This is a genomic window from Saprospiraceae bacterium, from assembly GCA_016710235.1.
GTDB lineage: Bacteria > Bacteroidota > Bacteroidia > Chitinophagales > Saprospiraceae > Vicinibacter.
Genome location: JADJLG010000001.1, coordinates 1,394,892 through 1,409,593 on the forward strand (window position 1 = coordinate 1,394,892; position 14,702 = coordinate 1,409,593).

A 14,702-nucleotide genomic window follows, 5' to 3' on the forward strand; every position below is an offset into this window, starting at 1 on the left:
TGTAGATCAATAAAATTTAAAACGATTGTCGTTGATGCTATATTTCTTTTTCAGTGCAATCATCATATATGTCATTGATGTATTTACAGCGGGATGCTTATAAAATCTTCTGAATGCATCCAGATTATTGATTGGGCCCGCATCTTTTTTATCAATTACTTTAAATACATAAAGTCCGTTTTTCCCCTCCAATGGTTCAGATACTTGACCTATCGGAAGTTTGCCTATTTTAGCTAACAACTCCGGCTCTTCTCCAAATTGAGGAAGCATAGCACCTTGAAGAGTGATTTCAGTGAGCGTATCGATTTCAACGTGGTATTCGCCGATATAGCCATTGATATCAGAAACTACACCTACTTTAGATTTCATCTTTTCAAACTTCTTTTTATTCATAACATCTGAGGTAATGAAATTTCTAGCAGCGTCTACTGTCATTAAACCTTTTGGATTGATTGAGCTCAAACCACCTATCAGATATCTGTTTGTAAACTTTTTTACGTCATCCTGGAGGGAATAAACTTCCGGACAAACTTCGCCTGGGGCAACATCTTTGCCATATGACCAGCGTATGAATTCACGAGCTATATTGTTCGCATTTTCACCAAGCTTGTTGATTTTGAATGTATTTTCATAGGCATTTCCTACCAGTTCAATGGTATATTTTCCTTCTGCACTGAGAGCTTTTTCTAGACTTTCTAATGTTTTATTATTTTGGACTAAAGTTTGAGCTTCTTCAAGTTTTGCGTTTAGAATATCATCTCCTGGTTGAATCGTTTCTGAGATGATTCCAAGTTTTATTCCTTGTCTGTTGGTAAGGAATTTCTGATCTGTGATTTGAACCAAATGGACACCGAAATCAGTATGGACTACATACAACTTACCTTTGTCACCCTTGTAGAAAATAACATCATTAAAAGGTTTGACCATCATGTTCTCACCTGCAAATCCGAGATCTCCACCTTTTGTACCACTGCCGGGATCTTGACTATACAAGATAGCCAATGAGTCAAAGGATTGTTTGCCTGTCTCTATCAGATTTTTCAATGAGTCTAACAAATTGGTTGCTGCTATAAACTCAGCTTGAGTAGATACTCTACGGAGAATATGTCTGGATTTAACAGAATCTGCCAATACTTTTTTACCCAAGACCTTAGCAAGTCGAAACTCACCTTCGTCCACATATGGGCCATAAACATCCCCTACATTTTTATTGTAAATTTCTTGTCCGAGACCTTTAGATATTTTTTCCGGAGTAATGTAGGTTTCTTCCCATTTACCTAAATTGGTTACGACGAATAAAGAATCGTCTTTAGAATCCCTGAAAGAGGCTATTTTATCCTCTAAAATTTTTCTAATGTTGGCTGAGTCCTGATATGTAGCCTCTACCGGTATTACTGCATATTTCAAGGTGCGTGATTCTTCATCATTTTTGTAAAGCCCGGGATTGGCGTCTATATATGATTTGTAGTCTTCATCTTTTACTTCAACTTCATCATCCTTCATAGCCGTATAAGGAACCCTGGACGCTATAAGTGTATATTTGGTATTGCTTTCGACTTGATTTCTCTCCACCATGAAGTTTGGCATATGCAGCGATTTGCTCACGATGTTGTTGAGCTTTGTGTACATCCTGTCCTTGATGATTTCTTTTTCCTGTACTTTCCAAAATTCCGTCAACTGAGCTGGCAGGCTTTCGTTTTCCAGGCCATTTTTAAATTGGTTCAACTGCTCTCGGTTTACAACTCCTGTGGAAGGGTTGCGGAAGTTCCTTTGGATCACCGGAGACAAAAAGTTACCAAATTCCAACTCCTTGAGTTCAGGTTCAGAGACACCAGTACCATTGTTATCGGCTTCTTTGTTCAGTAAAATTCTTTCAACATATTGGTTCCACAAGTACTCCTTACGTCCAAAATAGTCAACATCTGTGTTGTTGTAAAGGACTTTTTCGGTTTGCAAAAAATCCTTGTAGTTGATTTTTTCACCGGCTACCTTGCCCAAAGTGTCTGTATTGTTAAAAATTGCACCTTTGCCGGTTGTCATATCCATCACAATAAAACCGATCAAGGCGAGTGCAATCAAAATCGTCACAAACCATAGATGCTTTCTGATATTGCTTATCAATCCCATGATTCTAAATTAAGTCTTTGTAGTTCAACTTTTTAGTAAAAAATGTCAGCGGAGCTGTAGTTTCTTTTTTAAGAGTCGCAAAGATAAGCTCTTTGTGCTTGATTTTCAATGAGATTTCTCTGAATTTTGGATCGTAGAGCATATTTCATTCTACTGGTCCTGGCTTTCCTTTGACAAGTCTTGTGCGATTTCGCCCAGCTCATCGTAAAATTGAGCTCCAAAACGTCTAATAATGGCTTCTTTGACAAATTTATATAAGGGCATTTTTTCCTGTTTACCCAGTTGGCAGCCCGGATTGCAAATTTCCCATCTGTCGTAATTTATTGCTGTAAACCCTTGGTTTTTGTTCGATAATACTCTGATAGGATAAAGATGACAGGAGATAGGTTTCCGAAAATCAATGAGGCCGTCTTTCCATGCTTTTTCAATATTGCAATATGCTACACCAGTTGGATCTGAGCCCATAAATACACAAGGTCCACCTTTATCTAGTTGTGTACCATAGGACCCTAAATCTTTATAAAATGCATAAAGTCCATTATTTTCAATGACTTCAATAGATCGTTGAGAGAGATATGGTCGGACTTTTGGATAAATTTCATCGAGAATATCGAGCTCTTCATCCTGAAGAGGGGCTCCAAGATCACCTTCGTAACAACAAGCTCCTTTGCACCGATCCAACGAACATATAAACTGTTCTTCTATGATATCTTCACTTACCAGAATATCTCGAATGGCGATCATTTTCTTTCAGAAGTTTTAGATGTTCATCCCGCCACAGACACTGATGATCTGACCTGTAACATATGAGGATTGCTCTCCGGCAAGGAAAAGCACCACATCTGCTACCTCTTTTACCGATGCCAACCTTCCTAGAGGAATGTTTTTGATGAAAGTAGCTTTCGTAGCTTCGTCCAAAACATGGGTCATATCCGTTTCTATAAACCCTGGAGCTATTGCATTGCATCGAATATTTCTGGAGGCAAGTTCTTTTGCTATAGATTTGGTAAAACCTGCTATACCGGCTTTCGACGCCGCATAGTTGGATTGCCCGGCATTTCCAAATTCGCCTACCACAGAGCTGATGTTGATGATGCTGCCCGATCGTTGACGCATCATATGTTTTGTGGCGAATTTGGTGAGATTAAAAACCGACTTCAAATTGGTATTGATGACAGAGTCCCATTGTTCTTCAGTCATCCTGAGCAACAGATTGTCTTTTGTAATCCCAGCATTGTTGACTAGGATATCCAATCCTCCGAGTTCTTGAATTACGTTTTGGACCAAAAGTTCGCTTTGCTGAAAATCAGCTGCATTGGATTGATATGCTTTGGCTTGAATACCATAAGATTGTAATTTCTGAATAAGCTCATTCGCTTTTTCAGGGGAAGACTGATAGCTTATGGCCACGTTGGCACCCTCAGAGGCCAATCTTTCTGCTATGGCAGCACCTATTCCTCTGCTTCCGCCTGTGACTAGAGCTGTTTTGGATTGTAAAATTTGCATAAAATAGTTTGCAATTGAGATGCTAAACTAAGTTAAATCCGCTTAGCCTACAAATAAAAAAGGCAGCCTCGGAGGACTGCCTTCTAATTGACTTTAATTTTTAATGATTAGAAATGGAAGCTCAAACCGAAATCAATATTGTCTAAGTCCAAATTCAAACCGAATGTATTTACAGCATCTCCATCTTTAGGTTTTACGCTATCATATGCTAAACTGCCAAAATGAGAAGTTACTGACCATCTGTCAGACATTTGATAAGATATACCTGGGCGAAGGGCAATTCCAAAGTTTGTTGATTTTGAATCAACGTCACTTATTGTTACTTTCGAAGATCCGAAATTAACTCCCGGCGCAAGAAACCAAAATACATTATCTCCTGACATCCAGCCATATCTCAATTCTGCACCAAGACCAAATCCGCTCGTTTTTGTTTCTGAGATCAAATCTTTATCTGTGGTTCCTGAAGTAAAACCAACTGCTCCTACGAGTACCATGTGCTCATTGATCCTGTATCCAAGATTAGGGGACACTGTAAATGAGTTTTCTGAATCATTGCTTGAAAAACTTAATTGACCACCTACGAATAGGTTTCCTTGTGCCGAAGCTGAAACTGATACAAATGCCAAAAGCACCAATAGTTGAAAGAATCTTTTCATTGTTTTAAGTTTTGATTGTGATTAAAAATTTGCCACAAGTATAGAAATATTTTATATACCAAGTATTTGAATGTATTATTTTCTATTCTTAAAGCTTTTAAAAAAAATATTTCCGATTATTTTATATATATAAAGCAAAGACAATCAAATAAGTAATTACCAAAAGCATTTTTCTCCATGGATACGCAACCAATCCTCAGCTCTCTGAAAATCCGGCATAGCCCTGGCTACCTGGGCCCAAAATCTGTCTGAATGGTTGTGTTCGACCAAATGTGCGAGTTCATGTATGATTACATAATCGTACACAAACAAAGGAGTCAATAAAAGTCTGGAACTAAAACTCAGGTTACCTGCAGTACTGCAAGATCCCCAATTACTGTGATTATGCCTAATCTTTACATTTCGGTAAGTTCGCTGATAATGCTTGTGGTTCAATTCAAAAACTCTCATCTTCAACCGAGGTAAGAAACGTCTGCTAATCAAGCCATGAATAACAGTAGAGCAGACCTCTTTTTTTTGATCGTCTTCCAATCCTTCAGGAAGATAGATCTGAAGAGTATTTTCTACCAGATTAGCCTTGGCTACCTGATCTGTACCTTTTTCAACAACTTGGAGGACGATCTCTTCCCCGAGTACCATATATTTTTTTCCACTGACGTATGCTTTGGCAGAATATCTTTCTTTTAGTGAAGCATCACTTTTGATTCGATCACCAATCCAGTTTTTTGCCCATTCAATATGTTTTTCTGTATCGGGGATTGAACTCAGAAAAGGGATTCTAAGGATTGCCTTATCCTTACCCAAAGATACCCGTGCAGAAGAACGTCTTTCCAGGTGGATTTCCAGCAAGATATTAAGTTCGTCAAATCGGAGCTTTGTCCTCCTGATCATATGTAAAAGACTTATCCGACATTTTTTTCGAAATCCTGCATAAGATTTACCAATGTTTCAACACTGGATAGTTCTAATGCATTGTAAAGTGATGCTCTAAAACCACCTACGGATCTGTGACCATTCAGACCAACACAACCAGCAGCTTTGCATCGTTCCAAAAACATGCTTTCGTATTCTTGTTTTTTTGGTACAAAAACAACATTCATCAGAGATCTATCTTCAACTTTAACAGTGCCTTCAAAACATGAATTGCGATCAATTTCAGCGTATAGCAAATTGGCTTTTGCTTGATTTAAAGCCTGAATCTTTTCCAGTCCTCCTATTTTTTCAATCCATCTCATTGTCAACAAACTAACATAGATTGGGAATGCTGGAGGCGTGTTGTACATTGATCCTTTTTCCGCATGTGTTTTATAATCCAACATTGCAGGTAGTTTGCGCCCACTTCTAGATATCAGATTTTTGTGGATTACCACAAGTGTGACACCTGCAGGTCCCAGGTTTTTTTGTGCCCCGGCATAGATGAGCCCAAATTTATTGCCTTCTACAGGTCTGGAAAATAAATCAGACGACATATCGCAAATCAATGGCAATTCCGATTGAGGCCACCAGTGGTATTGACTGCCATATATTGTATTGTTTGATGTCATGTGGAAATAAGCACCATCATTTGGAATATTATAATCTCTCGGTATATGCCTAAATTGGTCAGATTCTGAACTTGCCAAAACCACTGCCTGACCGAATAATTTTGCTTCACGGATCGCACCACTGGCCCATACTCCGGTATTGCTGTAATAGGCTTTTTCACCATCTCGTAATAGATTCATTGGAACCATTGAAAATTGAGAACTTGCACCTCCACCAAGAAAAAGCACTGCATATTCATCACCAATCTGAAGAAGTTTCTTCACTCTTTCGTCGGATTCATGCATTACAGCTTCAAAATCTTTACTTCGATGAGAAATTTCAAGTAGAGAAAGCCCACTTCCGTTAAAATCCAAAACAGCCTGAGCTGCTTCCTGTAAGACAGATTGAGGCAATATCGCTGGCCCGGCGTAAAAATTATGCTTTTTCATCAATTTGTATAATTTGGCTCAAAGTTAAGGATTCAGACGTAAGATGTTGCGTACAAAAGGAAATCGATATCTAATTTGAAAAAAAATGAACATTAGAAACTGAAAATTGGAATATTTTACCATAAATCGACACTAATATAATAAAGTGAATATGGCAAAACTAAGATCAAAAACAAACTCACCAACTGAAAAAACGAAAGTGATGAAAAAAAAGTCAAGCACCACAAAAAGCAAGAACGGTTTACAACTCGAACACGAATCAAGTAAGGGTAGTTGTGGTGCAGTATTTTCAGGGGTCAAAATTTCACGATTGAGAATTTATAATGATGGTCGTGTATTCGCGTATAAGTTTCCCGGTGCCAATCAAAATTATATTGGGGCAACAACTGATGCTAATATTATCAAAGCATTATTTCTGGCTCGAGATAATGAACGAATGGTGACCGGATATACGGATGATGCTTGTAGAATTACTTTTCTGGACTACTAACCCAAATGATATTGCTTAATTTGTATTACATAGCAAATTGATTTCAAAATCAATTCGTTATAATGTGCTTGATTAGCAAGGATAGATATCTTTTAGACAAGCCAAAAGTTCAACTGCACTTAGTTCAATCATTATAGTTACTAATGGAATTTGAAAAAAACAATTGTTTATTCAATGATTTGCTATTGCAATGCCAAGCGAAAATTTGATCGATTCCCTCATAATCCAGTAAAATTGCTCTTTCGTTTTTCGCTTGGCGAAATCATCCGGTTACATCAAAACCCATGATTTTATTGTTGGTTTGATTCTCAATACGAATCTAAAAGTAAAAATGTGGGTGAAACAAGTTACTCAATTCATGGAGTATAGATGTTATAAACTCTAAAGGTCATAAAGAAAAAAGAGCCTGGAATATTTCCAGACTCTTTTCTTAATTCTTCATTCCTAAAGTGAACTTGGTTCAGACTATTTTAGACTGAATGTATGTCACTCAAGACTTATTTTTTTGCAGGCATCAATGCTGCTTTGAAACTTTGATATACAGACATTGAGTTTGCTCTGATCATTTCTAACTTTGATTTGTAACCTTCAGTCATTGTAGTAGCCTCAGCTACAGAATTTTTCAATTCATTGATTTGAGCCATAACGTCTCCTTCCAATTTGTTTGCTGCCAAACCTTCTTTAAGGCTGTTCATTTTGCTAGTAAGATCAGTCCATTTTGTTGAAAACTCTGAATAACCTTTAGTCAAACCTTCAACGTTATTTAAGGACGCCATGTAGGTATTTTTCAAAGAGTCAATTGTAGCTGTTGCCGTTGGCGTCAATTTCAATTTTGGATCAACAACGAAACTGTCTTTCATTGAAGTCAAATTAGACTGAAGTCCTGAAATTAAATTTCCAATTTCTGCTACATTACCAGTAGATTTTTCCCAGTCTGCTGCTAAAGCATCAATTGGTGCACGAAATTGTTCGTTGTTTTTGCAAGAAACGATCAAAAGAGAAACAAATAATACGATTGCTAAATTTTTCATTGTGTGTTGGATTTTAATTTTAGCGCAAATGTATTATGACATTTAAACCTTGCTGTTAATACGGATTAAGCTTTGTTAAAATAATAAGTTAATTAAGGAGTCAGTGAAGTTCTCTTTTAGCTCCGATTTCTGATCAAAAGGATTTGCCCAGGCTGTAAAGCCTGTGAAATGTCGAGTTGATTCCAATCTATCAAGTCGCGTATTCCAACATTAGGATATTGGATGGCCACATCAGCAATGGATTCCTTGGCTTTCACAATGTGTCGAATCAGCCTGCTTTCTTCTAAATTTGGAGAAAGGTCTGCAAGTTTTTCTTTAGTAGGAATGATCTCTGGTTTTGTATAAGCCACTTCAGTTGAGAGGTAACTGATAACGCCTTCAGGCTGGAAAACATATGGTCTGGAGAAACTGATCACTTCCAGATAATTGTCTTCAGGATTTAAAGAGCGAACCTCTTCAGGGGTTAAGCCGTCCTTTGTTTCAAATTTGATAACATAGTAATCGACAAAAGAACTCATTAGACTATCTGGAAGTGCAATGAATATTCCTTCTTTTTTGCCTGGAATATTACCTTTTCTATATGCAGGGTTGTAAAAATAAAAGATGTCTTTATCTATTTTGGTACTGGATAGCAAGTCAGAGACCTGCATTTCCTTGTATACTTTGGCATATGACAATGGTAAATGTAATGGCTCATCTGCATCCGGAAGCAGGTCATGTTCGCCATAAAATTGCATCATATAGTTCATACCGATGAACGCGGGAACAAAAAGTTGTGTCTGCCTAGGCAAATACTTTCGCATTTCCCAAAAATTTTTGGGTACTCCTGAGTCAATTAGGTCTATGATTTTTTGCTCTCCACAGTTATAAGCTGCTAATGCCAGCGCCCAATCTCCAAAAAGATTGTAAAGTTTTTGAAGGTATTTGATTGCTGCTTTAGTTGAAAGAACAACGTCCAACCGCTGATCCATGGCTGCATCAACTTTTAAACCTAAGATTTTTGCGGTACCTGGCATGAATTGCCATAAACCTGCTGCACCAACTCCCGATTTGGCTGCCGGATTGAGACCGGATTCGATTGCGGCTAAGAACTTCAAATCAGAAGGGAGATCGGCTTCCATAAACAACTTGTCCAATACTGGAAAAAATTGCTCCCTTCTCTGCAATAGCATTTTACTGGCAGTTCTATCCACTGACACAAATCTCTTAACCTGATCCATTACATCTTCATCAATAGGCACCTCGCCTACAATGCTATACATACCTGAAAGCCTTGCTTTTACTTCATCTTCAAAAAATGGACTGCCCACAACAATAGGTGAACCTGGTTTGTCAGATGGGACGCCAGTACCCGCAGGCGCAAAAGTCCAAGCGCTGAGCAAGATAAAACCAATAAATAATGAAGCCGTCAAACGCATAAAATGTAAAATAAGGATCGATGAATGGGTTGGCAGTAGGCTTAATTCTAGAAATTTAATTTCATAAAATCGAGCATGATCTGCGAAAACAGAAACGCAAAGGTATAATAAATTTGTGTAAAGTAAAAGTTAACCGCCTAAATATGGTGTTAATACACATTACTAAAAATATTAATATAAAATAAGCCACAATTAAAATAAGTGGTCAAATTGTGATAATAGATTCAAAATCAAATGAAAATACATGGAATAAATTTGCATTAGTAAAAAATCAATAACATTTCTCAACGAGACTGTTTCTTATAAAATTGAAGTTTATTTGTCGCAAATCAATATTTGCTTGATACCTACGTGGAATAGGACAGGACTATAATGGTGTGTAGTATAACTTAGTCTCTGAACAAAATAAAATGAATAATATCATGAACTAATTCTTTGGAAATATTCCATTAAAGGATAAATCTTGTGTACAAGTGGAGCATGAATCTTTCTGAAGCACTGAATAACTAATAATAAAATTCAAAAAATATCCAGAAAGTCAATAGCAATTATTTAACAATGCTTAATAGTTGTGAACTGCTTGTTCCATTTTTATCTATCACCTGAACTAAATAATTTCCATCAGAAAAGTTCTTGTCGATTAGGTTAATTTTTAAATTTATACCATTTGCTTTTTGGGCCGAACAACAAACTCCCAACATATTATAAACATAACAATTTGCATCGTTTACCGAATGTTCAAATTCCAATTCAACCCAATCTGAAGCAGGTTGAGGTCTTAATTTAAAGGATGAATTTTGAACTTGATCCGCATTAGAGATTTCTGTAAAGCTACCTGGACTTCCTCCTGTAGTCTCACTGTATTTCCAGTTCGAACCAAAATGATTGTCCAAATTGGCACTAATGAGTTCAATGGATTTTCCACCAAGCATATTAACTGGAGGCCAAGGTGCTTTATTGTCAAAATTGACAAAATCGACGAGGATTCCATCCTTGTCGAATAGAAGAATTCTTTCACCTTCATTTTTTAATTTACCGTCAGTCCATTGGAAAACTTGTCCCTGAAATTGACTAAATTTGATTTTGTCACTGGTGATAATGATAGCTTCTTTTGCATGAATAATAGCAGGAGTTTCGAAAACATATTCTACCCCTTCAGATATTCTATAGTTGGCTAATGAAATATCTTTATTCCCTGGATTGTAAATTTCTAAATATTCAGGATAATTACTGAGTGAATCATCATAAAGGATCTCGGAAATCAAAAGTTGGTAGATTTCAGATTGCGGCCGTACATTTCTTGTTCCAAGATTTGATGCATCTGATGCCTTGCCTATCGCAGGTGACCCTGACTTGAGTTGAAAATTGTAATACGTTGGGTTCACAAATTCGGGATTTTCATTTATATCACCACGATTAGGTAATCCCGGATCCAAATCCGATAGACAATCAACAAAGTTTAAACTGCTGAATGTATCAGCGCGATAAGCGTCGGATGAGGCATTACTTACAATACAGTTTGTGATTATACCAGACCCTCCTAATAAGCCTGAGTTTTTCTCGTAAGCAGATACTCCTTGCTGATTCCCAAAAAAAGTGCAATGATCAATGGTAGCTTTGCTTTGATCTTTCAGTGCGATGCCAATAGTCGTGTAAACAATTGTATTGTCAAACAAGCTTGCTGTCGATTGCTGTCCAACAGAAATGCCTTTGTCGAAGCAATGATAAATATAATTATTTTCGATTTCAAGATTTTCACACTTTTCTCCAATATCTAACCCATCATTGTTGTCGCCTCTAAAATCATGAATGATGTTGTTTTTTACGATTCCATTTTTAACTCCATCATAATCAATAGCATCCATATCTTGTTCTATAGATCCCTCAAATTCACAATTCTCAACAATAGCAAATCCTTGCTTCACATTGATACAATCTCCTGTTACTTTAGATTTTATATTGGAGTTTCTTAATACGATGTTTGAAAATCGTGAAAATATAGGATTGTCCATCACATTTGTCAACTGTAAATGATCCATTGAAAGATCAGCATGATAACAACTGATGGCTGCTGGTTGATAGGTGCGATCTAAGCCAGCACTTGCGTTTGTAAATTGAGCAAAATTGAGGAAATTAGTGCTGTCAGAGTTTTGGAAGAATAATCCTCCCCATATTGTTTTGTCATTAAGGCCACTAAAGATGATTGGTTCTTTTTCTGAGCCTTGAGCATCGAGATGCCCATTGATTATTAAATTACAAGCTGCCGGAAATTTGATTTCAACTCCGGGTTCAATACTCAATTTAACTCCGGTTTTTACAAGGACATTTCCTGTTGCGATATATGGGGAACAGGCTTTGACCAGTTTTGTATCTGTGGAGATGTTTTCAGATAGTATACCACAATGACCATCGATTTCAAATACAGCCCTTAGATTGCTCGCTTCTTTTTCCAGTTGCAATGAATAAATCGGAGAGTATTGAACAATTGTCACCGAACTTACATATTCAGCTAAAAGTTCTCCTTCAAAACTGATATCAGAACTGCTTGGATTCACCTGGTGGACCTCCACAGCGATCAGATTTTCTCCTGATTGTAAGGTTGTTTTTGGAATTTCTATGGATCTAAATTCATTTTCCGCTGTGCCACTGATATTACTACTGGCTAGAGTATTGAATTCAATTTTAGTTGGCTGTGAAGGAACATTGAAACGATAAATTTCTTTGCCATTGACATAAATAACTGCTCCATCATCTGCCTTAAAGCGAAAAAATAAATTCACAATATTTGATATTGTATCTATATGGAAGTTTTGTCTGAAATAATATGTGATTGTTTTGTTGTTTGGATCATTCCCATATTGGAGGGTTGTCGCTTCATCACCGTCACCATATCCAAATTCAGCTTTTCCTTGAGTCCAATTTCTATCATCATAATTCGGACTGTTCCAATCAGCCGGAGGTGCCAGAGCCTCATCTCTGTATTTCCAGGTACTTTGCAGAGGAAAAATACTATGCGCACTGGTCATTATTTTTTCCCAATGGTGGAATTGAAAACCCGGATTAGCATTAGCTTGTAGTGTCAATTCAATTTTTTGGAGATAAGTTCCTTTCCAAGGAAATGTAGGAATTTTAAAATCATGTAATTTGATAGTACCGGCATCAGTTGAACTTATATATAAATTTAATGTGCTTAGTCCAGCCAAATTAAAAAAGTTAAGAAGATCAGTCCACATAAATGCATTGCGTTGTATGCCGTATTCTTTTAGTTGCGAAACTTCATTTTCCCAAAATTCTAAAGTGGGTATGGCGTCTCCATAAGAAGATGTTGTGCCTTTCCACCTCGCTATTTGGTAAGGCATCTCCGATCTGATGAGATTTGCAAAGTAATTTATTTTATTCTCAATGGTTACAGGATGGTAACTCACGTATAAATGATCAGCAAATCGTGAGATAAACGCCTTTTTGTAGTTGTTATTTTCCAGCATTTTGCGCAAAAACAAAGTTGCCCATGCAGGATTGCTATAAGATTGTCCATTTGTGGCGGTTGCCCAATTCATCCCGGTAGAATTGACGTTGGCCAAGTCAAAACCACGATCATAATCATGCAATAACCACCTCCATTGATTTGCTCCGGACCGATTTTTGAAACAGGATACATTATGACCCCAAGAAGTATTTGCCGAAAATATTTGTGAGATAATATAGTCAGTATAGTTTTTAGTGTCCATTATCGACTGTAACAAAGCAAAATTGGTATCGGACTGAACCCCTGCACTCAGCAGGCCGACCATGGAATTGTATGAATTTAAATTGCCTTCTTTTACTTCTGTATTATTTTCAATATAGTCCAAACTATCTTCATTGATTTGGTGGTAATAATTACAGTAGTCAGCGTCTTGTTTTTCTCTGATATTATGTATTCCAAGATATTTGCCATTTATATAAACAGACGTTGGTCTAAAATCCTGAGCATCCAAGTCTGCATAATCATGTATTAATGATTGCATAAGTCCATCTCTAAAGAGGGTATTTGACCAATCATTACCAGAGCATCTTAAAATCAGGTCTCCAAATTCATTTCTTTTATTTCGGGGAAAAATCTGGAAATTGAATTTACCTGATCCATAGGCTTTTCGCGAATAAATATTGAGGAGTTTTTGAGGTAATATCCAGGCATTCAATCCCCCTACTTGTACACCTGCATCATGATGAAATCCAAGCAAGCCATCATTTTGATAGAATTCCAAATGGATGGGATATTCCCACTCAGGTTTAAAATTTTGTACATACAATCCACTATCTTTTCCATAGAAATAATCAGGGTGAGTGGATAAAGAAAGTACAGGCAACTTGCGTTGCTCAAATTTTTCATTGATAAAGTAGGTATTTGTCACAATTGGACCTGGGATTTGGTTTGGATAAAACATCCGGGCTTTAACAACTGTGGTTTGATTAATCAATATTGGAACTGAAAATATTAAACTGGTTTCAGATGGATCCGAACCGTCTGATGTAAATCTGATTGTCCCTGTATTGTACAGATTTTTGATATCAAGCTCAATGGCCTTGCTAAAAAATCCTCCGTTAACTGAAAAAACGGGCACTTGTTCGACTGCTGATGAAAAGAATTTGCTTGAATTATTAGATTTACCGGGAGTTGGTGTTGTAAATAAACCGAGATCTTTAGAACCATCCGTTTTTCTTCCGTAAGAAACGTCCTGATTTTGAGAACCAAAAGGGAGGAAGTCTACCAATTGACCAACAGAATTATACAGCACCACGCTTTCTCCGTCCGCGCTGAGTTTAAAATCTGTATACAGCCCGGTGTTTTGTCCATCCGCCCAAACCAGCAAATATGATTTTGGGGCTATGCTTATATTTTGAGGGAAATGCCAGGTGGGATTATTGGTCTCCTCATCAGACAGTGACCAACCACTCAGATTGATTGATGTGCTTCCTTCATTATAGAGCTCAATCCAGTCCGAATAGACACCGTATTGCGGATCAGCCAAATTGCCGACATTGGAAGCCAGGAATTCATTAATCCACACTTGCGAATTGAGGCTGGACTCAATTAAGAGCAGACTCAAACACATGATAATCAATTGTTTTGTCATCGCGAACACAGGTAATTTTTTAATGGAATCTATCTAAATTATGAAGCTTGAGGCCACGCAAATGTACTGGTTTTCCCGATTTTCGGATTTGTAAAATTCTAAATCATTACAGGAAGGGTGATGCAGCATCCTTGGGCGAATTTATAGTCATAACATGTTAAAAAAAGCTTATGGTGATCGCCGGTTTTATAGATAATTAACGTCGTATCTTTGTAAAAATATCCGGGATAGAGAAAAGCAAAATTTATAAATTGCAAGCCCAATAGATTATGATTAAGAAGCTTGCATTATTAAAGGATTTTACATGGTTTAATGTTCAATCAACAATTGTTGTTTATTTATTAAAATCTTGTAGAACAACTTGAAATGTCGGTACAAATTTTT

General features: G+C 37.0%; 10 protein-coding genes. 1 reads left to right on the plus strand and 9 read right to left on the minus strand.

Going from position 1 to position 14,702, the window contains the following annotated elements; all coding sequences use genetic code 11:
• Positions 1 to 6: 6 nt before the first annotated feature.
• The 6 genes from IPI99_05800 to serC form a co-directional block, all read right to left on the minus strand.
• Positions 7 to 2,127 (minus strand): peptidylprolyl isomerase, encoded by a 2,121-nt coding sequence (locus IPI99_05800; protein MBK7340021.1) that lies wholly within the window; start codon positions 2,125 to 2,127, stop codon positions 7 to 9.
• 150 nt (positions 2,128 to 2,277) lie between these two features.
• Entirely contained in the window at positions 2,278 to 2,871 is a 594-nt protein-coding gene (locus tag IPI99_05805) for a DUF3109 family protein (protein MBK7340022.1), read from the minus strand.
• A 15-nt stretch (positions 2,872 to 2,886) separates the two neighbouring features.
• Positions 2,887 to 3,633 (minus strand): 3-oxoacyl-[acyl-carrier-protein] reductase, encoded by a 747-nt coding sequence (gene fabG / locus IPI99_05810; protein MBK7340023.1) that lies wholly within the window; start codon positions 3,631 to 3,633, stop codon positions 2,887 to 2,889.
• Positions 3,634 to 3,740: 107 nt separating this feature from the next.
• The gene (locus IPI99_05815) at positions 3,741 to 4,289 is read right to left on the minus strand and encodes a porin family protein (protein ID MBK7340024.1); all 549 of its coding nucleotides are present in this window, start codon (positions 4,287 to 4,289) and stop codon (positions 3,741 to 3,743) included.
• A 156-nt stretch (positions 4,290 to 4,445) separates the two neighbouring features.
• Positions 4,446 to 5,180 (minus strand): M48 family metallopeptidase, encoded by a 735-nt coding sequence (locus tag IPI99_05820; protein ID MBK7340025.1) that lies wholly within the window; start codon positions 5,178 to 5,180, stop codon positions 4,446 to 4,448.
• 11 nt (positions 5,181 to 5,191) lie between these two features.
• Entirely contained in the window at positions 5,192 to 6,262 is a 1,071-nt protein-coding gene (serC, locus tag IPI99_05825; protein ID MBK7340026.1) for a 3-phosphoserine/phosphohydroxythreonine transaminase, read from the minus strand.
• Between the two features lie 202 nt (positions 6,263 to 6,464).
• On the opposite strand from serC, the gene IPI99_05830 reads away from it, so the two are divergent.
• Positions 6,465 to 6,752 carry a hypothetical protein gene (locus IPI99_05830; protein MBK7340027.1) on the plus strand — a complete coding sequence of 96 codons (288 nt, stop codon included), beginning with the start codon at positions 6,465 to 6,467 and terminating at the stop codon, positions 6,750 to 6,752.
• A 497-nt stretch (positions 6,753 to 7,249) separates the two neighbouring features.
• On the opposite strand, the gene IPI99_05835 is transcribed toward IPI99_05830, so the two are convergent.
• The 3 genes from IPI99_05835 to IPI99_05845 form a co-directional block, all read right to left on the minus strand.
• Complete coding sequence (locus IPI99_05835; GenBank protein MBK7340028.1) at positions 7,250 to 7,783, minus strand: hypothetical protein; 534 nt, start codon at positions 7,781 to 7,783, stop codon at positions 7,250 to 7,252.
• A gap of 116 nt (positions 7,784 to 7,899) precedes the next feature.
• A complete protein-coding gene (locus IPI99_05840) occupies positions 7,900 to 9,201 on the minus strand; it encodes a transglycosylase SLT domain-containing protein (GenBank protein ID MBK7340029.1) in 1,302 nt (433 codons plus the stop codon).
• Positions 9,202 to 9,749: 548 nt separating this feature from the next.
• Positions 9,750 to 14,318 carry a CotH kinase family protein gene (locus tag IPI99_05845; GenBank protein MBK7340030.1) on the minus strand — a complete coding sequence of 1,523 codons (4,569 nt, stop codon included), beginning with the start codon at positions 14,316 to 14,318 and terminating at the stop codon, positions 9,750 to 9,752.
• Positions 14,319 to 14,702 lie beyond the last annotated feature (384 nt).

Coding starts and splice junctions, on each gene's coding strand:
- serC (MBK7340026.1), bottom strand. CDS start 6,262: ATGAAAAAGCATAATTTTTACGCCGGGCCAGCGATATTGCCTCAATCT.
- IPI99_05845 (MBK7340030.1), bottom strand. CDS start 14,318: ATGACAAAACAATTGATTATCATGTGTTTGAGTCTGCTCTTAATTGAG.
- IPI99_05820 (MBK7340025.1), bottom strand. CDS start 5,180: ATGATCAGGAGGACAAAGCTCCGATTTGACGAACTTAATATCTTGCTG.
- IPI99_05835 (MBK7340028.1), bottom strand. CDS start 7,783: ATGAAAAATTTAGCAATCGTATTATTTGTTTCTCTTTTGATCGTTTCT.
- IPI99_05830 (MBK7340027.1), top strand. CDS start 6,465: ATGAAAAAAAAGTCAAGCACCACAAAAAGCAAGAACGGTTTACAACTC.
- fabG (MBK7340023.1), bottom strand. CDS start 3,633: ATGCAAATTTTACAATCCAAAACAGCTCTAGTCACAGGCGGAAGCAGA.
- IPI99_05815 (MBK7340024.1), bottom strand. CDS start 4,289: ATGAAAAGATTCTTTCAACTATTGGTGCTTTTGGCATTTGTATCAGTT.
- IPI99_05840 (MBK7340029.1), bottom strand. CDS start 9,201: ATGCGTTTGACGGCTTCATTATTTATTGGTTTTATCTTGCTCAGCGCT.
- IPI99_05805 (MBK7340022.1), bottom strand. CDS start 2,871: ATGATCGCCATTCGAGATATTCTGGTAAGTGAAGATATCATAGAAGAA.
- IPI99_05800 (MBK7340021.1), bottom strand. CDS start 2,127: ATGGGATTGATAAGCAATATCAGAAAGCATCTATGGTTTGTGACGATT.